This is a genomic window from Arthrobacter crusticola, assembly GCF_004357995.1.
GTDB classification, from domain to species: domain Bacteria; phylum Actinomycetota; class Actinomycetes; order Actinomycetales; family Micrococcaceae; genus Arthrobacter_D; species Arthrobacter_D crusticola.
In genome coordinates, this window is the sequence record NZ_SMTK01000002.1 from 771,607 (window position 1) to 793,494 (window position 21,888).

Here is a 21,888-nt window from a genome sequence, read left to right on the forward strand (position 1 = left end):
GGCCGGCGGCGGGGCGGTCGTACCCTTAAGCCGTGAGTATTACAGTCCCCGCACCCTCCTCCGCTGAACCGTCGGCCACGCTGGCGCCGGCGGCTCCCGCCGGCACGCAGCGCACCTACGAGGTGCGCACCTTCGGATGCCAGATGAACGTCCACGACTCCGAGCGGATTTCGGGTCTGCTCGAGGGCGCGGGACTCGCCCCGGCCGCCGGAGGACAGGCCGACGTCGTCGTCTTCAACACCTGCGCCGTCCGGGAGAACGCCGACAACAAGCTCTACGGCAACCTTGGCATGCTCGCCCCGGTCAAGGAGGCCAACCCGGGCATGCAGATCGCCGTCGGCGGCTGCCTGGCGCAGAAGGACCGCGACACCATCCTGCGCAAGGCGCCCTGGGTCGACGCCGTCTTCGGCACCCACAACATCGGGGCGCTGCCGGCCCTGCTTGAACGCGCGCGGCACAACGACGAGGCCCAGCTCGAAATCCTCGAAGCCTTGGACGTCTTCCCCTCGACCCTGCCCACCAAGCGGGACTCGGTGTACGCCGGGTGGGTCTCCATCTCGGTCGGATGCAACAACACCTGCACGTTCTGCATCGTGCCCTCCCTCCGCGGGAAGGAGCGCGACCGCCGGCCAGGGGAGATCCTTGCCGAAATCGAGGCCCTCGTGGCCGACGGCGCCATCGAGGTGACGCTGCTCGGGCAGAACGTGAATTCCTACGGGGTCGAATTCGGCGACCGGGGCGCCTTCGCGAAACTGCTCCGGGCCTGCGGCAGCATTGAAGGACTTGAGCGGGTCCGTTTCACCAGTCCGCACCCGGCCGCATTCACCGACGACGTCATCGACGCCATGGCCGAGACCCCCAACGTCATGCCGCAGCTCCACATGCCGCTGCAGTCCGGCTCCGACCGCATCCTCAAGGCGATGCGCCGCTCGTACCGGTCGGCGAAGTTCCTGGGCATCCTCGACCGCGTGCGTGAGCGGATGCCGTCCGCCGCGATCTCCACCGACATCATCGTCGGCTTCCCCGGCGAGACCGAGGAGGACTTCCAGGCCACGCTCGACGTCGTCGAGAAGTCCCGCTTCGCCACGGCCTTCACCTTCCAGTACTCGCGACGGCCGGGAACCCCCGCAGCGGACCTCCCGGACCAGCTGCCCAAGCACGTGGTGCAGGAACGCTTCGAGCGCCTCACCGCGCTGCAGGACCGCATCGCCGAAGAGGAAAACGCCCGCCAGGTGGGCCGGTCCGTCGAGGTGATGGTCACGGCGAACCAGGGCCGGAAAGCCGGGGAGACCCACCGCCTGACCGGACGCGCGCAGGACCAGCGGCTGGTGCACTTCAGCGTCCCGGCCGGCGCCGAGGTGCCGCGGCCCGGCGACCTCGTCACCGTTCCGGTGACCCACGCCGCACCCTTCCACCTGCTGTCCGATCCCACCGCCGCGGAATACTCGGTGCGGCGCTCCCGTGCCGGGGACGCCTGGGACCGCAGCCAGGCCGACTCGTGCGGGGCGCCGGTTCCCGGCGGTCCCGGCGCCGCAGCTGCGGGCGTGTCCCTGGGCATGCCGTCGCTTCCCCCGCGCCGCTCCACCCCTTGATGCCGCCCGTCGGGCGCACGGGACCCGTCAGCGGAGCCGCTACAGGCGGAACGGGTCCGGGCGAGCAGGATCCCGGGCCGGAAGCGGCCACGGGCGGGCCCGCGGTGAGCGTCCAGCCGCCCATTGTTGCGGTCGTCGGTCCCACCGGCACGGGCAAGTCCGACCTCGCCATCGCCCTCGCCCTCGAACTCGGTGGTGAGGTCATCAACGCCGACGCGCTCCAGTTCTACCGCGGGATGGACATCGGGACGGCCAAGATCCCGCCCGAAGAGCGGCGCGGCGTTCCGCACCACCTGCTCGACATCCTCGACATCCGCGAGGAGGCGAGCGTCGCCGCCTACCAGGCCGAGGCCCGGCAGGCCATCGATGCCGTCCGGGCCCGCGGCAGGGTCCCCGTGCTCGTCGGCGGGTCGGGGCTCTATGTCCGTGCCGTCCTCGACCGGCTCGAGTTTCCCGGCACCGATCCGGCCCTCCGGGAACGCCTCGAGGCCGAACTCGCTGCCGGAGGGTCGGCCGCCCTCCGCGTCCGGCTCGCCGCGGTGGATCCGGTGTCGGCGGCCCGGATTGCCGATGACAGACGGCTGGTCCGGGCACTCGAAGTGGCCGAGCTCACCGGGCGCCCGTTCAGCTCCTTCATGCCCGACCGGCAGTACTACGCGCCGGCGGTCCAGATCGGTCTTGCCGTCAACCCGGATGAGCTCCAGACGCGGCTCGCGGAGCGGGTGCACACGATGGTCCGCAGCGGCCTGCTCGAGGAGGTCCGGTCCCTCGACGCCCGCGGCCTCCGCGACGGCCGCACCGCCTCGCGCGCCCTGGGCTACTCCCAGTTCCTTTCGGTCCTCGACGGCACCCTCAGTGAGTCCGCGGCCATCGAGGACACCGTCACCGCGACCCGGCAGTTCGCCAAGCGCCAGCGCACCTGGTTCCGCGGCGACCCGCGGGTGCAGTGGCTGCCCTGGCGGGCCCCGGACCTGATCGACCGCGCACTCCTCCTCGCCCGCGGCTCCGGGCCCCTATCCTAGAAGGGTGAGCACAGCACCCGCCCGGCAGGTCCCGACCGTATCGCCCCTCACCGGCGTGCCCTTCACCAAGGGCCATGGCACGGGCAACGACTTTCTCCTCCTCCTCGACCCCGAGGCGGCGCTCGACCTTCGCGCCGACGCCGTCGCCGCCGCGTGCGACCGCCATCTCGGCGTCGGCGCCGACGGACTGATCCGCGCTGTGCGCTCGGAGCACCTCCCCGAGGGGCGTGAGCTGCTCGCCGGACACCCGGAGGCCGAGTGGTTCATGGACTACCGCAACGCCGACGGATCCGTCTCCGAGATGTGCGGCAACGGCGTTCGGGTCTTCGTGCACTACCTGATCAGCCGGGGCGTGCTCGCCCTCGCCGAGGGAACCTCGGTGTCAGTGGCCACCCGCGCCGGCGTGAAGGTGGTCTCACGGTCGGCCGACGGGTACTCGGTGGACATGGGCCCCTGGGAGTTCATCCATCCGGAGGACGCCGCCGCCCGGGCGACGGACTCGACGGTGGAGGCGGCGGGCCTCGGCGTGCCGCGCCCGGGCCTCTCGGTGAGCATGGGCAACCCGCACACCGTCGTCGCGCTTGCGGGGCTCGACGAGCTCGCCGCGCCCCCGCTGGCCGAGGCCCCGGTGGTCATGCCCGTGCCGCCGTACGGAACCAATGTCGAATTCGTCGTCCCGGCCGAGCCCCTCGTGGAGGGCGGCGTCGGCAGGCTCACCATGCGGGTCCACGAGCGCGGGGTGGGAGAGACCTGGTCCTGCGGCACCGGGGCGTGCGCCGCGGCCGTCGCCACCCGCTACTGGGCCGGCCCGGAGTCTCCCTCGCGCTGGGCGGTCCAGGTGCCCGGGGGCGTGCTTGGCGTTGTCTTCCGCACCGGCGCGGACGGGCGTGAGCACGTCGACCTCAGCGGGCCGGCGGTGCTCGTCGCTGAAGGGACCCTGCTCGGGGCCTGAACAGAATCCCGGTCCGGCGGACCGGGCCGGCGGTCTGCGGAACGCCCGCGCCGGTCGGGGCGGGCCCGTCGGGCGCCACGGCGCTGCCGGGCGCGCGCCGTCAGTCCGCCGGGCGGGTGATGTGGAGAATCCGGAAGGACTTCGCGCTGTCAGCGCGGCGCACGGTGAAGCCGGGGGGAAGGGAAGCGGTGAGCCAGCGCTGAAGTGAATCGGCGCCGAGGTTCTTCTGCACCACCAGCCAGGCCTCCCCACCCGGGGCGAGCCGCGGCAGCCAGCGCAGCAGCAGGGCGTGAAGCTCCGCCTTGCCGATCCGGATCGGAGGATTCGACCAGATGGTGTCGAACTCCAGCGAGGGGTCGACGTCGTCCGGCGTCCCGGCAGAGACATTCGCCAGGCCGAGGCGGGCCGCGTTGTCCCGGGTCAGGGCGATGCACCGCTCATTGACGTCCACGGCGTACACCTGGGCGGCCGGGGCCTTCAGCGCAAGGGTCAGGGCCAGCGGACCCCACCCGCTGCCCACGTCGAGCAGGCGGGTGCCTCGCGGCTCGGGAACGGAGCCGAGCAGGATCGCCGTGCCCTTGTCGATTCCATCGGGGCTGAACAGGCCCGACGACGTCACGAGGTCGCGCTGCTCCCCGTCGAGGACAACCGACAGCGGCCGCCGGACGCCCGGGCCTGCGGGCTGGGAGCTGAAGTAGTGCTGGGATTCCATAACCGTCAAGCCTAGTGCCCCGCCGGGCGGCCACCGGGCGTGGACCCCCGGTGGCCGGTGCGCCAGGAGGGCCGGCCGGGCGGGCGCAAGCCCTGTTGCGCGGAGAGTGAATTCGCTGTGCTGGTGGTTTTCGTGCTACTAGCATTGAAGGACGCAATGACAAAGGAGAACATGACCACGAACCACGAAGGATCGACCGGAGCCGAGATGGGACCCGCGGAGATCCAGGCTGTCATCGACCGGATTCTCGCCCACGACGAGGCGGTCGAGTCCAAATCGGCGGCAGCCAAGCCCCCGGCCGGCGATGGATCGACCGGCGGTGCCCCGGCGACATGGCGCTCACGCGCCCAGGCACTTTCCGCTTCCGCACAGGAGCACTCGGAATTCGACGGTGACCAGGAGGACCTCGCCGAGCGGCACGCGCTGCGCCGCGTCGCGGGCCTCTCGACCGAGCTTGAGGACGTCACCGAGGTCGAGTACCGGCAGCTGCGCCTTGAGCGCGTCGTCCTCGCCGGCCTGTGGAGCGACGGCACGGCGCAGGACGCCGAGAACTCGCTCCAGGAGCTCGCCGCCCTCGCTGAGACAGCCGGCTCGGAGGTACTCGATGGAATGGTCCAGCGGCGCCTGAAGCCGGACCCGGCCACCTTCCTCGGCTCCGGCAAGGCCCAGGAACTCAAGGACGTGGTGGCGGCCGTCGGCGCCGACACCGTCATCGTCGACAGTGAGCTTTCCCCCTCCCAGCGCAGGGGCCTCGAGGACATTGTGAAGGTCAAGGTCATCGACCGGACCGCCCTGATCCTCGACATTTTCGCCCAGCACGCCCAGTCCCGCGAGGGCAAGGCCCAGGTTGAACTTGCCCAGCTCGAATACCTCCTGCCGCGGCTTCGCGGCTGGGGCGAATCGATGTCACGGCAGGCCGGTGGCCAGGTCGGCAGCGCCGGTGCAGGAATGGGCTCCCGCGGTCCGGGTGAGACGAAGATCGAACTCGACCGCCGGAAGATCCGCACCCGCATGGCGAAGCTCCGCCGCGAGATCGCCGGCATGAAGCCGGCCCGGGAGACCAAGCGCTCGAACCGGCGCCGCAACCAGGTGCCGTCGGTGGCCATTGCCGGCTACACCAATGCCGGGAAGTCATCGCTGCTGAACCGGCTCACCGACGCAGGGGTGCTGGTGGAGAACGCCCTGTTCGCGACCCTCGACCCGACGGTGCGCCGGGCCGAGACAACCGACGGCCTCGGATACACCCTCGTGGACACCGTCGGCTTCGTCCGGTCCCTGCCCACCCAGCTCGTCGAGGCCTTCCGGTCAACCCTCGAGGAAGTGGCGGACGCCGACCTGATCCTCCACGTCGTCGACGCCTCCCACCCCGACCCCGAAGGGCAGATCGCCGCCGTGCGCACGGTCCTCGCGGAGGTCGACGCACGGAACATCCCCGAGATCATCGTGCTCAACAAGGCCGACGCCGCCGACCCGTTCGTCCTGGAACGGCTCCGCCAGCGGGAGCCGCGCCACGTCGTCGTCTCGGCCCGCACCGGCCAGGGCATCGACGAACTGCGCATGCAGATCAGCACCTCCATCCCGAGGCCCGGGGTGCGGATGTCCCTGCTGGTTCCCTACGACCACGGGGAGATCATCAGCCGGCTCCACGAGGAGGACGCGGAGATCCTCTCCCTCGATCACGCCGAGGAGGGAACCCTGCTCGAGGTGATGGTGAGGGAGGGCCTCGCCGCGGAGCTCGAGCCGTACCTGAGGCATGAGTAAAGGGCAGGAGCCCGACGCGCTGAACCTGCTGGACGCCGCCGTTGCGGCAATGGGCGGTGAAAGCCGCGCCGGTCAGCATGAGATGACGCGCCGGGTGAGCGAGGCCATCGACACCGGGGAGCACCTTCTCGTCCAGGCCGGTACCGGAACGGGAAAGTCTCTGGCCTACCTGCTGCCGCTGATCGCGCACGCCATGGAGAGCGAGAAGCCCTCGATCGTGTCGACGGCGACCCTGGCCCTGCAGGCGCAGATCGTGGGCCGGGACCTTCCCCGGCTGCTGACGGCCGTTCAGCCGCACCTTCCCCGGCCCGTCGACGTCGCCCTCCTCAAGGGGCGGTCGAACTATGTGTGCCTGCACAAGACCGCGGGCGGATTCCCGGAGGAGGACGCCCCCGACGCCCTGTTCAGCCTCGGCGAGGACGCCGTCCAGCACCCCGGCGCGCCACCGGCCGCGCCGGGCAGCGCGCTCGGGCGCGAGGTGGTGCGCCTGCGCGAATGGGCCGAGGACACCGAGACTGGTGACCGCGACGAACTGCTGCCGGGGGTCAGCGACCGGGCCTGGCGCCAGGTGTCGGTCAGCAGCCTCGAGTGCCTCGGCGCCCAGCGGTGCCCGGTGGCCAAGGAGTGCTTCAGCGAACGTGCCCGGGAGGCCGCCGCGACCGCCGACATCGTGATCACGAACCACGCGATGCTCGCCATCAGCGCCTTCGAGGGCCTGGCCGTGCTCCCGGACTACGACGTCGTCGTCATCGACGAGGCCCACGAACTCCATGACCGGGTCACCGGGGCCGTGTCGGGGCAGCTATCGGCGGCAATGGTTTCCGCCGCCGCGACCGCTGTGCGCCGGCACGCCTCGCTGCGCACCGACGCACTCGACTCCGCGGGCAAGGCACTCGAGGAGGCCTGCGCGCTCCTGCCGTCGGGGCTGATGCCCGGGCGGCTTCCCGAGGAGCTCGAATCCGCCCTTGAACAGGTCCGCGACGCCTCGCGTGCGGCCCTCTCGGACACCAAGACCGATGGCAAGGCCGACGGCCCGGGGGACGCCGACGGCGGCCGGCAGCAGGCGCGCGGGCGGCTCGGGCTGGTCTTCGAGGTGGCCGAGCGGCTCCTCGCCGCCGGTGAGGCCAGCGAGGTGGTCTGGACCTCCCGGCCCAGCACCTTCACCCCGGGTGCCGGCTACTCAATGGCCGACGAGAGCGCTCCGGCCATCCTGAACGTGGCACCGCTGTCCGTTGCCGGGCGGCTCCGCGAGGGATTGTTCGAAGACCACACGGTCGTCCTGACCTCGGCGACCCTCGCGATCGGGGCCGAATTCGGCCCCGTCGCCGGATCGCTCGGGCTGACCGGGGCGGGCGCACCGTCCTGGACCGGGGTCGACGTCGGAAGTCCCTTCGACTACCCGCGCCAGGGGGTGCTGTATGTGGCCAAGGACCTCCCCAAACCGGAACGGGGAACCTCCGAGGCCCAACTGGCCGAGCTCGCCGCACTCCTGAAGGCCTCCCGCGGCGGCGCCCTCGGACTGTTCTCCTCCCGCCGGGCGGCGGAGGAGGCAGCCGAGGCGCTGCGGCCGCTCGTCGACTTCGAGATCCTGTGCCAGGGCGAGGCGTCGCTTCCCTCGCTCGTGCAGCAGTTCGCCGAGGATCCGGACACCTGCCTGTTCGGGACGATGTCCCTGTGGCAGGGAGTCGATGTGCCCGGGCAGTCCTGCCGGCTCGTGGTGATCGACCGGATCCCCTTTCCCCGCCCGGACGATCCGCTGATGACCGCCCGGACCCGGGCGGTGGCCCGCGCCGGCGGCAACGGGTTCATGAGTGTCTCAGCCACGCACGCCGCAGTGCGGCTGGCCCAGGGGGCGGGGCGCCTGATCCGGGCCTCCGGCGACCGCGGAGTCGTCGCGGTCCTCGACTCGCGTCTGGCCACTGCGCGCTATGGGTCGTTCCTGCGGGCCGCCCTGCCGCCGTTCTGGCATACGACCGATCGAACGACGGTGCTGGGCATCCTCGAGCGGGTCGCCGCCGGGTAGGAGCCGGGGGAGCAGCCGGCTGGCAGCGGGCTACACGGCGGCCCGGACCGCCCGGTTCCGGCCCTGCGACTTCGCTGCGTACAGCGCGGCGTCGGCCGCGGCGATGACCGCCTCCAGACCGCGGCCCGCCGCCCCGGCCTCGGCGATGCCATAGCTGACCGTGGGCAGTGGAAATCCCTGCGCCGTCGGTGTTCCCTGCAGCACCCGGCTGATCTCCGCGCTGACCGCCTCGGCGCGCCCCCCGTCGGCGCCGCTGAGCAGGATGATGAACTCCTCCCCGCCGTAGCGTCCCACCAGGTCGGTGGAGCGCACAGACCGCGAGCACGCCTCCGCGAACGCCCGCAGCGCCGTATCGCCCGCTGCATGGCCGTAGGTGTCGTTGACCTGCTTGAAGCGGTCAAGGTCAGCAAGGATCAGCGCGCCCGGGATGCCGGCTGCGGTGAGGCGCATGAGCTCGCGGTCCGCCCGGTCGAGGAACCCGGAGCGGTTGAGCAGCCCGGTCAGCCCGTCCCGTGCTGCCCGGTGCCGCAGGTCCCGGGTGACCTGGTCGTTGCTCAGGGCGGCCATGGTGAAGGAGACCACGACGAGCAGGGTCAGGGTGATCAGGGTGGTCACCGCCGACCCGAAGTAGGTGGTGAAAACGAACCCGTCGACGCCGTCAACGACGAACGCGACGCCGCGGCCGAGGTAGAAGAGCGAGAGCAACCAAGAGGCGACGGCCAGCGGGACCTGGGTCCGCACCCGGTGGGGTACGGGCCGCCACACCTCGCGGGCGGCGAGGCCGAACAGCAGGGACATCATCCCCAGGAACACCGGCCCGCCCGACCAGGCGTTGACTCCGGGGTTATCGGCGGCCGAGGCGAGAGCCGTGAGCAGGGGCGGTGCGGCGAGCTGCGCCACGCGCGGGCGCCCCCGGTGGAGCGAACGGGCCGCCGCCCAGACGGCCGCGGAACCGGCCACGAGCAGGGTGTTCCCCAGCGGGTTGGCCCAGACCTGGTGGGAGGTGCCGTCGAGGAGGAACGCCGCGGAGCCGGCAAGGAACAGGCCGATGGCTGCGCACCACCAGGCGCTGTAGGCCGACCGGGTGCGGCGGAAGGTCACAAGGTAGAACAGCACGAGCTGGATGAGCGCGACGACGCCGAAGGCGACCCTCAGGGTAGAGGTATCAAGCGGCATCCGGCGAACCGTCCCTTCCGAGCGACATGCCGCCAGTATTGCATCGGGCACCGACTTTTGCGTCCGCGCCCCGCGTCTGGCGTGGCCGGCACGGCCGGTCCCGTTATCCACAACCGACGCGGCCGGCCCGCTGGCGTGACGCCCACGATCCATGCAGCGGGTCCGCCGGCGCGTCCCGAACTGGCGGCGGGCCGGGAGCCTACAGGGCGCGCATCACCGAGACAACCTTGCCCATGATGCTCGCGTGGTCGCCCAGAATCGGTTCGTACCGGGTGTTCTGCGGAAGCAGCCAGGTATGTCCGTCACGCTGCCGGAAGGTCTTGACGGTCGCTTCGTCATCGAGGAGCGCGGCGACGATGTCACCGTTCTGGGCGCTCTGCTGGCGCCGGACCACCACCCAGTCACCGTCGCAGATGGCGGCGTCGATCATCGAGTCTCCTGAAACCCGAAGCATGAAGAGCTCGCCGTGGCCGACGAGCTGCCGCGGCAGCGGCATGACGTCCTCAACGACCTGATCGGCCAGGATCGGACCGCCCGCGGCAATCCGCCCGACCATGGGCACCATTGCAGTGTCCACGGCGCCGCTGAGTTCGTGGGCGGGGCCCGTACCCGACCGGCCCTGCTCGGGCGCCGGGGCGTCCGCCAGGGTCAGCGGCAGCAAGATCTCCATCGCCCGCGGCCGCTTGGGGTCCCTGCGGATATACCCGAGCCGTTCCAGCTGGGACAGCTGGTGGGTGACACTTGAGAGGCTCGCGAGCCCCACCGTGTCTCCGATCTCACGCATCGACGGGGGGTACCCGTTGGCGCCGATCGACCGTTGGATCGTCTCGAGGATCTTCATCTGCCGCGCGGTGAGCCCCTTGGGAACGCTCCGGCCCCGCGGACGCCCACGCATGGGTGCGCTGGCGGACACCACTGCGGCTGCCTCTCCCACCGGGACGGCCGGAACCGCCCGAGCCTCTTCCGCTGCCCGCTCTGCCACTGGTTTGTCCCTTCGCTGCGCCGCCACCTGCGCCGGACCCGTCCGCGGATCGTTTTGTCGGTGGCAGATGGTGTTGTCAGGTTGTCGCCGTCCGGTAGTGAATCCCCGGAACCCGCGCCTTCCTCTGAATCCAACGGTAGGCGAGCGCGGGAGTGTTTTCAAACATATGTTCGAGCGAGTCTCGACAAAGCTCGATAACAGATGCTAAGAATAAGCAGGACGAAATAGAAAACATGTTCGAATATCGTGTTCGAACGGGTTGAACTTATTCGAAACTCCAGAAGAGGTACACGTCATGACCGCAATGCCAGGCCCGCTCAGTGCCACCGCAGGTTCCGCCGTGGCGGGTGGTCTCCGGTCCTCCGGTCCGAAGGGTAGCCGTCTTCCCAGTCAGCGGGATGCGGATCTGCCTCCGCTGCGGCTCACACGGCGCGGGCGGGTGCTGCTGGTCGGCGTGCCGCTGGTGCTGCTGGTGGCCGCCCTGGTGTTCCTTGCCGCCTCCACGACCGCGCCGGCCCGGGCCGGCGGCGACGCGGTCGGGCCGACCGAGACTCTGGACGTCAATGTGGCACCGGGGGAGACCCTCTGGTCCCTGGCGGGCGAATTCGCTCCCGAGCGGGATCCGCGCGAGGTGGTCTCGGAGATCGTCGAGCTCAATGGGCTGGGGTCATCGACGGTGCAGGCGGGCCAGGTCGTCGCGATCCCCGTCTCCCGGTAACCTTTACACGCCTGTGCTGGTTGGCCGTTGTCCCGCCTCGATTCCGCGCCCGGACGGACTGTCGCTTAAGCTCGAGAGGTGAGGAACCGCCTTGAGTCCCTGTCCCGCCTTCCGCTGCGTGAGAACCTTGTGGGGCTATCTCCCTACGGTGCACCGCAGATTGACGTACCGATCCTGCTCAACGTCAATGAGAACACCCATGGGGTGCCCGCCGAGGTTCACCGGGCCATCGTGGACGCGGTGCAGGCAGCAGCCCTGGGCCTGAACCGGTATCCCGACCGCGAATTCACCGAACTGCGGGGAAACCTGGCCCGCTACCTCGGCGGAGGGGTCACCGCCGATCAGGTGTGGGCCGCCAACGGCTCCAACGAGGTGCTCCAGCAGATCCTGCAGGCCTTCGGCGGCCCGGGGCGCACCGCGATCGGATTCCCGCCCACCTATTCCATGTATCCGCTGCTGGCCAGCGCCACGGACACCCGCTATGTCACTGCTCCGCGGGACGCCTCGTTCCGGCTCGAGGCCGGGTACGTCGCCGAGGAGGTGTCCTCCTCTGGAGCCAACATCGTCTTCCTCTGCTCGCCGAACAATCCGACGGGGACCGCGTTGGGGCTCGACGTCGTTGAAGCCGCCTACGAGGCCGGTGCTGCGGCCCGCGCCATCATCATCGTCGACGAGGCCTACGCGGAGTTCTCGCACGCTGGAACGCCCAGCGCAATCACCCTGCTGCCGGGCCGGGAACGGCTCATCGTCTCGCGCACCATGAGCAAGGCCTTCGCCCTGGCCGGCGCCCGGCTGGGGTACCTCGCGGCGGCCCCGGAGGTCGCCGACGCACTCCGTCTGGTCCGCCTGCCGTACCACCTTTCGGCCATCACCCAGGCCGCCGCCAACGCCGCACTGACCCACTCCGCCACACTTCTGGCGAACGTCGAGGCGATCAAGGTCCAGCGCGACCGCATTGTCACCGAGCTCGCGGCACTGGGCCTGAACCCGGCCCCTTCCGATGCCAACTTCGTCCTGTTCGGCGGGCTGGCGGATCCGCAGCGGGTCTGGCGGGGCCTGCTCGAGGCCGGCGTGTTGATCCGCGACGTTGGAATTCCCGGCCATCTGCGCGTGACGGCCGGCACGGAGAGCGAAACCACAGTGTTCCTTGAGTCACTGAAGCGCCTCCTCTGACCGGCGTCTTCTAGACTGGAGGGGAACGTGCGCCGCCCCTGAACCTCCGGATGCAGGCAGCACCGACGCGAAGCCCCTAGCGAAGGACACCAATGACCGTGGAGATCTCCGCCGTCCGCACTGCGCGGATCGAGCGGACCACCAGCGAATCCAGCGTGTACCTCGAGGTCAACCTCGACGGCACGGGTATTTCGGACATCAGCACCTCCGTGCCGTTCTATGACCATATGCTCACCGCTCTCTCCAAGCATTCGCTGATCGACCTGACGGTTCGGGCCACGGGTGATACGCACATCGATGTCCACCACACCGTCGAAGACACAGCGATCGCCTTCGGGGAGGCCCTCCGCGAGGCGCTCGGCACCAAGGCCGGCATCCGGCGCTTCGGCGAGGCGACCGTTCCCCTCGACGAGGCCCTTGCCAATGCCGTGGTCGACATCTCCGGACGCCCCTTCCTCGTTCACGGCGGCGAACCGGCAGGTCAGGAGTACCACCTCATCGGCGGACACTTCACCGGCTCGCTGACCCGCCACGTCTTCGAAGCCATCGCGCTTCACGCCGGGATCTGCCTGCACCTGAACGTGCTCGCCGGCCGCGATCCCCACCACATTGTCGAGGCGCAGTTCAAGGCCTTCGCACGGGCCCTCCGTGCCGCCGTCGAGTCCGACCCGCGGGTCGAAGGCATCCCGTCGACGAAGGGGGCGCTGTGAGCGCGCCGAAGGTGACCGTGCTCGACTACGGATCGGGCAACGTCCGCTCCGTGGTGCGGGCCCTTGAGCACGTCGGCGCCGAGGTCACCCTGAGCGCCAAGTCGCAGGACGTCCTCAACGCCGATGGGCTGGTGGTGCCCGGCGTGGGTGCCTTCGCGGCCGTCATGAAGGGCCTGAAGGATGTCGATGCGCTGCGCCTGATCGGACGCCGCGTGGCCGGGGGCCGTCCCGTCCTCGGCATCTGCGTGGGCCTGCAGATCCTCTTCGACGAAGGGGTCGAGCACGGCGTGCGCACCGCCGGGATGGGGGAGTGGCCCGGCAAGGTCGAGCGCCTCCAGGCCGAAGTGGTGCCCCACATGGGATGGAACACGGTAAGCCCGCCCGAGGACTCGGTGCTGTTCAACGGCATCGAGGACGAGCGGTTCTACTTCGTCCACTCCTACGGAGTGCAGCACTGGGACTTCGACGTCAGCCAGCCCATGATGAAACCCCCTCAGGTGACCTGGTCCGACCACGGCGGGCGGTTCATCGCCGCCGTCGAGAACGGACCGCTCTCGGCCACCCAGTTCCACCCGGAAAAATCAGGCGACGCCGGAGCCCAGCTCCTGCGCAACTGGATCGGCAGGCTGGGAAAACCATGATCAGCGTCATCCTGATGGGGGTTGCCGGCCTGCTGATCGGCGGGGCGTTGTCCTTCCGCTCGCAGGGGTTTCCCAAGGCGCTGATCATCAGTTTCTGGATCCTCGCCGGCATGGCCCTGCTCGGGGCGTACCTCTTCACCCTGGACGCCTAGGCAGGCGCAGCACGGCACGACGGGGACACCTTCCACCACCGTCCCGCTCCCGCCCTGCCCTCCAGCCTTGCACCCCCGCCAACTGCGCACCCATTCCCGCGGCCCCTCCGGCCCACGTCGACCGAAAGAAGCCCATGAGCCCGTTCACCGACTCTCCCAACCTGGAACTCCTCCCCGCCGTGGACGTCGCCGACGGCCAGGCCGTCCGCCTCGTCCAGGGGGCCGCCGGCAGCGAAACCAGCTACGGCGACCCCGTCGACGCGGCGCTGGCCTGGCAGGAGGACGGCGCGGAGTGGGTCCACCTCGTCGACCTCGATGCCGCGTTCGGCCGCGGGTCGAACCGGCCGCTCCTCGAAAAAGTCGTCCGGAAGCTCGACATCAAGGTCGAGCTCTCCGGCGGGATCCGCGACGACGAATCACTCGACGCCGCCCTCTCGCTCGGGGCCACCCGGGTGAACCTTGGAACGGCCGCCCTCGAGAACCCCGAGTGGACCGCCAGCGCCATCGCCCGCTACGGCGACGCGATCGCCGTCGGCCTCGATGTCCGCGGCACCACCCTGGCCGCCCGGGGGTGGACCCAGGAGGGCGGGGACCTTTGGGAGGTGCTGCAGCGCCTCGAGGACGCCGGCTGCGCCCGCTATGTCGTCACCGACGTCACCAAGGACGGCACCCTTCAGGGGCCGAACCTCGACCTGCTGAAGCAGGTGATCGAGCGCACCAGCCGGCCCGTGGTGGCATCCGGCGGTATCTCGACCCTCGATGACCTCGCGGCACTGCGCCAGCTGGTGCCCAGCGGCCTCGAAGGAGCGATCGTCGGCAAGGCCCTCTACGCCGGGGCGTTCACCCTTCCCCAGGCGCTGGACGTGGCCGGCCACCCGGCGCCCCGGGAATGAGCAGGGAACTCCCGGCGCACATCGCCGCCGCGCTGGCGGGAAACACCACGGACTCGGCGGGACGGCCCTGGGCCGGACGGGACCTCTCCGGTGACGGGAACCCCCTCCATAACTTCGACGACGACGACGGACAGGCCGACCCCGGCTACTCGGCTGCCGTCCGGGCCCTGATCGAGGGAACCGGCGGCGAGGAGCAGGTGATCCAGGCACTGGCGACGGCTCGGGTATTCATCCCCATCGTGGCCCAGCTCGCCGCCGCCGGGGAGGGCGTCGACGGAATCGAGGCCGACAAGGAAGCCGACATGGCCCTGGTGACCCTGCGCGCGCCCGACGGGCGGGCGGCGCTGCCTGTGTTCACCTCGGCAGACCGGCTCGCGGCCTGGCATCCCGGCGCCCGTCCCGTGGCCGCCTACGCGGCGCGGGCGGCCCTGGCCGGCGTGGCGGAGAAGGCCGAACTGCTGGTCGTCGACCCGGGCGCTGACTTCACGTTCGTCGTGCGCCGCCCGGCGGTCTGGGCGCTTGCCCAGCAGGAGCCTTGGACCCCGTGCTACCGCGACCCCGGCCTCCGCGGCATCGTCGCGCCGATCAGCGCGGCCGAGGAGGCAATCCTCGACGTCGTCCTTGAGCCGGGCTCCGGGGTGGCCGCCCGGACCGCTGGCGGTAGTCTTGTTTCCGGCGGCGGAGCCGGGCCTGAACTGAAGATGAGCGTCCGGCTGCAGCCCGGGCTGAGCCCCACCGCCGTCCGGGACCTGGTGGAGCGCCTGCGGGCCTCGCTCCAGGCCCGCCGGGAGTTCGTCGAACGGGTCGACTCCCTGGAGATCCGAATAACCCGCTGACCGCGAAGGATCAGCAAGAGAGATGCCGCCGTGAACTTTGCCGTCTACCTGGAACTGCTGCGCATCGTTCCGGTCCGGAGGCTGCTGCTCGTCGGCATGGTCGCCCGGTTCCCCCACTCCGCCGCGGGGGTCCTCCTGACCCTTCATGTCGTCCAGACCCTCGACCGCGGCTACGCCGCCGCCGGGACCGTGGCGGCGCTGGTGACCATCGGCATCGCCGTCGGCGCACCCTGGCGGGGCCGTCGGGTCGACAGCGTCGGCCTGCGCAGGGCGCTGATCCCCTCGATCATCGCCGAGGCCGTCATCTGGTCGATCGCCCCGCGGCTGCCCTACGAGTGGCTCCTGCTCGCGGCGCTTGTGGGCGGGCTGTTCACCCTCCCGGTCTTCTCCGTGGTGCGCCAGTCCCTCGGTGTGCTGGTCGAGGGGCAGTCCCGGCGCACGGCCTTCACCCTTGACGCCATCTCCACCGAAACGATCTTCATGGTGGGCCCGGCCGTCGGCATCGTGCTCGCCACCCAGGTGTCGACGGTGCTCGGCCTCACTCTCGTGGGCTTCGCCACCGCCGCTGCGGGCATCCTGCTGATGATCTACAACCCGCCCACCCGCACCGGGCAGCCCGGGGCGCTTCCCGCGCCGAGCGACGCGGAGGACTCGGCGATGGCGGTCGAATCCGTGGTGGCCGCCGCACCCGCCCGGGTCAACGAGGCATCGGCGGAACTGATGCCGCGCGCGGCGGTGCCGATGCTGCGGCGGATGGGAGGCCGCGTCGGTTCCCGGTTCGTCTGGGTCACCATCCCGCTGGCCGTCGTCATGGCGGTCGCCGCCGGGGCGGGCCTCGCACTCTCCGGGACCGAGGTCGGCATCATCGCCACCCTGGAGCACACCGGCCGGGAGGATCAGCTCGGCCTGGTGTTCGCCGCCTGGTGCGCCGCCTCGATCGTCGGAGGGCTGCTCTACGGTGCCCTGCACAAGCCGATCTCGCCCCTGGTGCTCCTGCTCGGAATGGGGGTGCTGACCATCCCGATGGCCTTCGCCACCGACACCCTGTCCCTGAGCCTGCTCTCCATCGCCCCTGGCCTGCTCTGCGCGCCGGTGCTCTCCGCCGCTTCGGAAAAGGTCGCCGACCTCGTACCGGAGAAGCGCAGGGGAGAGGCCATGGGCTGGTACGGCTCGGCCCTGACCTCCGGCGTCGCCGTCGGGGCTCCGCTCGCCGGGTTGCTGATCGACACGGCCGGCCCGTGGGGAGGCTTCATCGCCGTGGGCGGCGCAGCGGCGCTCATCGGCACCGCAGGGCTCGTCGCCCAGCAGTTCCGGCGCCGCCGGGCGCCCGTCGGCTGAGGGCGGTTACCCCCCCCCCCCCCCCCGCCGGAGAGCCGGACCGGCACACCCGGGCGGCTGACCGAGGCCGTTAAACGCAGCGGCGGCCGGCCCTTTTGGAGGCCGGCCGCCGTCGATCGGCGCCCGGTGGCGCGGCGGTGCTAGTTGACGGGGCCTGTGAACTTCTCGCCGGGACCCTTGCCCGGAGCGTCGGGGATCACCGACGCCTCCCGGAAGGCCAGCTGCAGCGAACGCAGGCCGTCACGCAACGGGCCGGCATGCTGGCTGCCGATCTCGGGGGCGGCTGCCGTGACGAACCCGGCGAGGGCGGTGATCAGCTTCCGGGCCTCGTCGAGGTCCTTAAGCTCCTCCGCGTCGTCGCCGGCGGCCAGGCCGCATTTGACGGCGGCGGCGCTCATCAGGTGGACGGCCGAGGTGGTGATGACCTCCACGGCGGCCACCTCCGCGATGTCGCGCATGTGCTGCTGGACCGACCCGTCGGAGCCGTGCTCCGGCGCCGCCTCCTCCGCGAAGCTGCGGCGGGTCGGAGAGGGATCGGAGGCGGAAGCGGGGGCCTCGGGCCCGGTTTCGGCGGGATTGCTGTTCGGAGTGCTCATACTGGTAAGCTTGTCACAGACCAACTGAACGTCGTTACATCCAGCGCCCCCTGCGGGTATGGGAAATAACACGTCCAGGATGCAAGCGGAGTCCTCTCCCACCCGCGATTGCCTGGTGCTTCTTTGGGAAGCGCTTCAGGCAGCCGGGTCCAGGTCGGTGCAGCAGGCGCAACCCGCGCCTGAGCACACGCCGGTATCTGCCGGACGTGTACGCACTGATACCCGAGGCCTTCAATTGCGCATGCGATTGGAGGCCTTCTCCATGTGCAGGCGGTCTCCCCGGTTTTCAACAATCAGGAGCTACACATTAGCGAGCCAAGAATCAATGATCGTATCCGCGTTTCCGAGGTGCGGTTGGTTGGGCCTGCCGGCGAACAGGTAGGAATTGTCCGTATCGAGGACGCACTTCGACTTGCCGCCGAGTCCGACCTTGATCTTGTTGAGGTTGCACCGCAGGCCAAGCCTCCGGTTGCCAAGCTGATGGATTTTGGCAAGTACAAGTACGAAGCCGCGGTCAAGGCGCGTGAGGCACGGAAGAACCAGACCAACACGGTCCTCAAGGAAATCCGCTTCCGCCTGAAGATCGACACCCACGACTACGAGACCAAGCGCGGGCACGCCATCCGGTTCCTCGGCGCGGGCGACAAGGTCAAGGCCATGATCCAGTTCCGCGGCCGCGAACAGCAGCGCCCCGAAATGGGCATCCGGCTGCTGCAGCGCTTCGCCGAGGATGTCGCCGAGGTCGGCGTCGTCGAGTCCTCACCGAGGATCGACGGACGCAACATGGTCATGGTGATCGGCCCGGTCAAGAACAAGGCCGAGGCGAAGGCTGAAGCACGCCGCGCCACGCAGCGCGCCGATGCCAAGGCGGCGAACGAGGCGGCCAAGGCCGGTACGCCCCGCGTCGATGTCTCCGGAGCCAGCGGCGCGCCGCTGACGCAGACCCTCGCCGACCTGCTGCCCGAGGGCTACTCGATCACCGGCAGCCAGCCGGAGGAGGCAACGGCTCCCGCCGAGGCCGCACCGGAAGCGTCCGAGCAGGCAGCACCCGCCCAGGAGACGGCCCCGGCCGTCGTAGAGCAGGCAGCCCCCGCCGCCGAGCAGGCAGCCCCCGCCGCTCAGCCGGCCAAGGCTCCGGCACCCCGGCAGGCACCCGCCCGGGCCGCTCGACCGGCAGCCGCGGCATCAAAGCCCGCAGCCGCCCGGCCGGCAGCGGCGGCGTCCAAGCCTGCCGAGGCCAGGCCCGCCGCCGAGACGGCACCGGCAGCACCGGTGGCCGCGCCCAAGCCCATGGCGGCACCGAAGCCCGGTGGCGCTCCGAAGCCGATGGCGGTTCCCAAGCCCGCCGCCGCCCCCAAGCCCGCCGGAAGGACGGCTCCCTCGAAGAGCCCGTCGAGCCGGCCGAAGCCTGGAAGCTCCGAGTAGGAACTTCCCAGCTCTTGGAATCCCTCCGGGTGACCAAGTAAAACCGCAGGCGCTCCTGGGCGCCGTCCAACCGCTGACACCCGTCCGCGGCTAGCAGAAGGAGATCGGTTCCCATGCCGAAGATGAAGACCCACAGTGGCGCCAAGAAGCGCTTCAAGCTGACCGGCAGCGGCAAGTTGAAGCGCCAGCAGGCCAACCGCCGCCACTACCTCGAGCACAAGTCCTCGACGCTGACCCGCCGTCTGGCCAGCGACAAGATCGTCTCGAAGGCCGACACCAAGGTCATCAAGAAGATGCTGGGCGTCTAAGACCACACCAACCTTTCCGTCTTCGGGCACCGCACAGCGGAGGGCACCGCGGCCAGCAGGCCGGACGGACGAACTACTGAAGGAGTACGCACGTGGCACGTGTGAAGCGGGCGGTAAACGCCCACAAAAAGCGTCGGGTTATTCTTGAGCGCGCCAAGGGCTACCGCGGGCAGCGTTCGCGCCTGTACCGCAAGGCCAAAGAGCAGCTGCTGCACTCGTTTGTGTACAGCTACGGTGACCGCCGCAAGCGCAAGGGCGACTTCCGCCGCCTGTGGATCCAGCGCATCAACGCTGCATCCCGCGCGAACGGCCTCACCTACAACCGCCTGATCCAGGGCCTGAAGGCCGCGGAGATCCAGGTGGACCGCCGCATGCTCGCCGACCTCGCCGTCACCGACGCCGCCGCGTTTGCCACGCTGGTATCGCTGGCCAAGGCCGCCCTGCCCGCCGACACCTCCGCTCCCGTTGTGGCGGAAGAGAAGGTCGTCAAGGCACCCCGGGCCACCAAGGCCAAGGCCGCAGCGCAGGGCTAGGTCCGTTGCCGGCACCGCCGGCGGCAGCCTGAAATTTCATGAGCATATCCGGACGCCCCCAGGCACCAGCGATGACCAACCCCCGAGCCGATCGGGTCAGGGAGGTCGCGCGGCTTGCGGGGCGTCCGGCGCGTTTAAAGCGGCGGCAGTTCCTCGCCGAAGGCCCCCAGGCGGTCCGCGAGGCGCTCCGGCTCCACGGGCTGCGCGGTGCCTCCGGGGGGCAGGAGGTCGTCACCGAGCTCTTCGCCACCGGCGCTGCCCTCGAACGCAATCCCGACATCGCCGCGCTGGCCGACGGGCCGGGCCTGCCCGCCGCGCGGCTGGTCACCGACGAGGTCCTCGCCGAGATGTCCTCGACCGTCACCCCGCAGGGTCTCATCGCTGTGTGCCGCTTCATCGATGTCTCCCTCGAGAGCGTCCTCGCGGCGCGCCCGACGCTGCTTGCGGTGCTGGTCGAGGTCCGCGATCCGGGCAACGCCGGAACCATCCTGCGGGCGGCCGACTCCGCCGGAGCCGACGCCGTCATCCTGACCGCCTCGAGCGTCGACCTTTACAACCCGAAGGCGGTGCGCTCGACCGCCGGGTCGCTCTTCCACCTTCCCGTGGTGCTGGGAGCCGACCGGGACGAACTCCTTGCGGCCCTGCGGGAGCATTCCCTGACAGTGCTGGCGGCGGACGGGTACGGCGACGTCGACCTCGACGCGCTCCAGGATGAGTCCTCGGCACGCCGGCTCGCCGGGGCGGGACCCGCCGGTGGCGCTGCGGGTGACCGGGCCCGGCTCGAGGAGCCGACCGCCTGGCTCTTCGGCAACGAGGCCCAGGGCCTTCCGGCTGACCTGGTCGAGGCGGCCGGACACCGGGTGGCCGTGCCCATCTACGGGCAGGCCGAGAGCCTCAATGTGGGAACCGCGGCCACCGTCTGCCTCTACGCCTCGGCCCGCGCGCAGCGCCGGACGCCGCCGGACGCCTCTACCGCCTGAGCGGCCCCCTTCTGGACCCCGCCCCGGCCGTGCCTTGCGGCCTCAGCCGACCGGCTCGAGGGTGCGCGCCTTGGACCGCGCCGACCGGGCGTCCATCCTGCCGCTGGCCAGCGCTACAAGGAGCCCCACCACAGCCAGCCCCGCCCCGACCAGGGCCGGCGCCGTGAATCCCCAGCCGGCGGCAATGACCGCCCCGCCCACAGCCGCGCCCAGGGCGTTGGCGATATTGAGTGCGGCGTGGTTCAGCGAAGAGGCCAGCGAGGGCGCTCCGGGGGAGACATCGAGGAGCCGGGTCTGCAGCGACGGGATCAGTGAGGCGCCGCTGGCTCCGACGAGGAAGACGAACAGGAACGCCGTCGGCGGGAAGCGCATCGCCAGCGGGAACACCACGAGCACGACGACGATGACCGCCATGACCGCGTAGATGCTGCCCAGGACCGACCGGTCGGCGATCCGCCCGCCCACCACGTTGCCGACCAGCATGCCGATGCCGTACAGGGCGACGACCAGGGGCAGGACGCCGGCGGGCAGGTCGGTGACCTCGGTGATGATCGGGGAAATGAATGAATAGACGGCGAAGAAGCCGCCGAAGCCCACCGTGCCGATCAGCAGGGTCATCCACATCTGCGGCCGGCGCAGCGCGGAGAGCTCGCTGCGGATGCTCGCGTCGGGGTGCACCTCCTGCAGTGGAACAAACCGAAGGACCAGGAGGACCGTGGCGACACCGGTGACCGCGACCAGCAGGAACATGGTGCGCCAGCCGAACTGCTGGCCCAGCCAGGTGGCGAAGGGAACCCCAATCACGTTGGCGATGCTGAGCCCGACCATCACCATTGAGATCGCCCAGGCGCGCCGCGTCGGCTTGGCCAGGGACGCGGCGATCACTGCGGCCACCCCGAAGTAGGCGCCGTGGGGCAGGCCCGAGAGGAACCGGGAGAGCAGCAACATGCCGTAGTCGGCGGCCAGGAACGAAAAGAGATTGCCGAGCGTGAACACAAGCATGAGCACCAGCGCCATGGTCCTCTGGCGCCTGCGCGCCCCGAGCGTCGCCAGGACCGGCGCTCCGACGACCACTCCGATGGCGTAGGCGGAGATGACGTGGCCGCCCTGGCTGTAGCTCAGGCCGAGGTCGTCGACCATCTCCTGCAGCAGCCCCATGATGGCGAACTCGGTGGTTCCGATGGCGAAACCGCCGACGGCGAGGGCGGCGATGGCAAGGCCAAGCTGGCGGGGCGTAATGGCGGGGGCGGGCCGGGAGGAAGACATAGACGACTTTCGGCGTGAAGTGGATGTCGACGCCGGATCTCCGGCGGGTGACGCCGTTGTCTTTCCCCACTGTAGTGCGGGCGGCAGGAGCGCGCAGGT

22 protein-coding genes are annotated in these 21,888 nt (G+C 70.5%); 17 read left to right on the forward strand and 5 right to left on the reverse strand.

Translation table 11 applies throughout. The features are described 5' to 3' along the window. Positions 1-32: 32 nt before the first annotated feature. The 3 genes from miaB to dapF all read left to right on the forward strand — a co-directional run bounded on the left by miaB (position 33) and on the right by dapF (position 3,566). Entirely contained in the window at positions 33-1,592 is a 1,560-nt protein-coding gene (gene miaB, locus E2F48_RS07480) for a tRNA (N6-isopentenyl adenosine(37)-C2)-methylthiotransferase MiaB (RefSeq protein ID WP_133403329.1), read from the forward strand. Between the two features lie 104 nt (positions 1,593-1,696). Beyond that, positions 1,697-2,614: a tRNA (adenosine(37)-N6)-dimethylallyltransferase MiaA gene (gene miaA / locus E2F48_RS07485; protein WP_246018566.1), complete on the forward strand. Its 918-nt coding sequence runs from the start codon at positions 1,697-1,699 to the stop codon at positions 2,612-2,614. A gap of 4 nt (positions 2,615-2,618) precedes the next feature. Beyond that, positions 2,619-3,566, forward strand: coding sequence for a diaminopimelate epimerase (dapF, locus tag E2F48_RS07490; RefSeq protein ID WP_133403330.1), 948 nt, complete (start codon positions 2,619-2,621; stop codon positions 3,564-3,566). Positions 3,567-3,666: 100 nt separating this feature from the next. Here dapF and E2F48_RS07495 read toward each other — a convergent pair whose 3' ends face one another. Next, positions 3,667-4,278 (reverse strand): class I SAM-dependent methyltransferase, encoded by a 612-nt coding sequence (locus E2F48_RS07495; RefSeq protein ID WP_133403331.1) that lies wholly within the window; start codon positions 4,276-4,278, stop codon positions 3,667-3,669. Positions 4,279-4,434: 156 nt separating this feature from the next. Between E2F48_RS07495 and hflX the strand changes: the two genes are divergently transcribed. Both hflX and E2F48_RS07505 read left to right on the forward strand, forming a co-directional pair. Further along, entirely contained in the window at positions 4,435-6,039 is a 1,605-nt protein-coding gene (hflX, locus tag E2F48_RS07500; RefSeq protein ID WP_425455753.1) for a GTPase HflX, read from the forward strand. Then, the gene (locus E2F48_RS07505; RefSeq protein ID WP_133403332.1) at positions 6,032-8,062 is read left to right on the forward strand and encodes an ATP-dependent DNA helicase; all 2,031 of its coding nucleotides are present in this window, start codon (positions 6,032-6,034) and stop codon (positions 8,060-8,062) included. Before hflX ends, E2F48_RS07505 begins: the two co-directional genes overlap by 8 nt. 30 nt (positions 8,063-8,092) lie before the next feature. On the opposite strand, the gene E2F48_RS07510 is transcribed toward E2F48_RS07505, so the two are convergent. Next, positions 8,093-9,238, reverse strand: a complete 1,146-nt coding sequence (locus E2F48_RS07510; RefSeq protein ID WP_133403333.1) for a GGDEF domain-containing protein — start codon at positions 9,236-9,238, stop codon at positions 8,093-8,095. Positions 9,239-9,437: 199 nt separating this feature from the next. Further along, complete coding sequence (gene lexA, locus E2F48_RS07515) at positions 9,438-10,133, reverse strand: transcriptional repressor LexA (protein WP_165968715.1); 696 nt, start codon at positions 10,131-10,133, stop codon at positions 9,438-9,440. A 382-nt stretch (positions 10,134-10,515) separates the two neighbouring features. On the opposite strand from lexA, the gene E2F48_RS07520 reads away from it, so the two are divergent. The 8 genes from E2F48_RS07520 to E2F48_RS07550 all read left to right on the forward strand — a co-directional run bounded on the left by E2F48_RS07520 (position 10,516) and on the right by E2F48_RS07550 (position 16,681). After that, entirely contained in the window at positions 10,516-10,938 is a 423-nt protein-coding gene (locus tag E2F48_RS07520; RefSeq protein WP_246018567.1) for a LysM peptidoglycan-binding domain-containing protein, read from the forward strand. 78 nt (positions 10,939-11,016) lie between these two features. Then, positions 11,017-12,111, forward strand: coding sequence for a histidinol-phosphate transaminase (locus E2F48_RS07525; RefSeq protein ID WP_133403334.1), 1,095 nt, complete (start codon positions 11,017-11,019; stop codon positions 12,109-12,111). A gap of 92 nt (positions 12,112-12,203) precedes the next feature. Beyond that, the gene (hisB, locus tag E2F48_RS07530) at positions 12,204-12,821 is read left to right on the forward strand and encodes an imidazoleglycerol-phosphate dehydratase HisB (RefSeq protein WP_133403335.1); all 618 of its coding nucleotides are present in this window, start codon (positions 12,204-12,206) and stop codon (positions 12,819-12,821) included. Continuing rightward, positions 12,818-13,462: an imidazole glycerol phosphate synthase subunit HisH gene (gene hisH, locus E2F48_RS07535; protein ID WP_133403336.1), complete on the forward strand. Its 645-nt coding sequence runs from the start codon at positions 12,818-12,820 to the stop codon at positions 13,460-13,462. Before hisB ends, hisH begins: the two co-directional genes overlap by 4 nt. Beyond that, positions 13,459-13,614 carry a hypothetical protein gene (locus E2F48_RS17295; protein WP_165968711.1) on the forward strand — a complete coding sequence of 52 codons (156 nt, stop codon included), beginning with the start codon at positions 13,459-13,461 and terminating at the stop codon, positions 13,612-13,614. The genes hisH and E2F48_RS17295 overlap by 4 nt, the downstream gene beginning before the upstream one ends. A 134-nt stretch (positions 13,615-13,748) precedes the next feature. Continuing rightward, entirely contained in the window at positions 13,749-14,507 is a 759-nt protein-coding gene (gene priA, locus E2F48_RS07540; RefSeq protein ID WP_133403337.1) for a bifunctional 1-(5-phosphoribosyl)-5-((5-phosphoribosylamino)methylideneamino)imidazole-4-carboxamide isomerase/phosphoribosylanthranilate isomerase PriA, read from the forward strand. Then, complete coding sequence (locus tag E2F48_RS07545) at positions 14,504-15,343, forward strand: SseB family protein (RefSeq protein ID WP_133403338.1); 840 nt, start codon at positions 14,504-14,506, stop codon at positions 15,341-15,343. The genes priA and E2F48_RS07545 overlap by 4 nt, the downstream gene beginning before the upstream one ends. 30 nt (positions 15,344-15,373) lie before the next feature. Then, a complete protein-coding gene (locus tag E2F48_RS07550; protein ID WP_133403339.1) occupies positions 15,374-16,681 on the forward strand; it encodes an MFS transporter in 1,308 nt (435 codons plus the stop codon). A 140-nt stretch (positions 16,682-16,821) separates the two neighbouring features. Here the strand turns inward: E2F48_RS07550 and E2F48_RS07555 are convergent, their stop codons facing one another. Further along, positions 16,822-17,277, reverse strand: a complete 456-nt coding sequence (locus E2F48_RS07555) for a DUF1844 domain-containing protein (protein WP_133403340.1) — start codon at positions 17,275-17,277, stop codon at positions 16,822-16,824. A 348-nt stretch (positions 17,278-17,625) separates the two neighbouring features. On the opposite strand from E2F48_RS07555, the gene infC reads away from it, so the two are divergent. From infC to E2F48_RS07575, 4 genes are all read left to right on the forward strand, one after another. Further along, entirely contained in the window at positions 17,626-18,702 is a 1,077-nt protein-coding gene (infC, locus tag E2F48_RS07560; protein ID WP_246018568.1) for a translation initiation factor IF-3, read from the forward strand. A 113-nt stretch (positions 18,703-18,815) separates the two neighbouring features. Then, positions 18,816-19,010 carry a 50S ribosomal protein L35 gene (rpmI, locus tag E2F48_RS07565; RefSeq protein WP_120166546.1) on the forward strand — a complete coding sequence of 65 codons (195 nt, stop codon included), beginning with the start codon at positions 18,816-18,818 and terminating at the stop codon, positions 19,008-19,010. Positions 19,011-19,102: 92 nt separating this feature from the next. Continuing rightward, positions 19,103-19,543 carry a 50S ribosomal protein L20 gene (rplT, locus tag E2F48_RS07570; RefSeq protein ID WP_133403341.1) on the forward strand — a complete coding sequence of 147 codons (441 nt, stop codon included), beginning with the start codon at positions 19,103-19,105 and terminating at the stop codon, positions 19,541-19,543. Between the two features lie 38 nt (positions 19,544-19,581). Continuing rightward, positions 19,582-20,523, forward strand: coding sequence for a TrmH family RNA methyltransferase (locus E2F48_RS07575; protein WP_133403342.1), 942 nt, complete (start codon positions 19,582-19,584; stop codon positions 20,521-20,523). Between the two features lie 42 nt (positions 20,524-20,565). Here the strand turns inward: E2F48_RS07575 and E2F48_RS07580 are convergent, their stop codons facing one another. After that, a complete protein-coding gene (locus E2F48_RS07580) occupies positions 20,566-21,789 on the reverse strand; it encodes an MFS transporter (RefSeq protein ID WP_133403343.1) in 1,224 nt (407 codons plus the stop codon). Positions 21,790-21,888 lie beyond the last annotated feature (99 nt).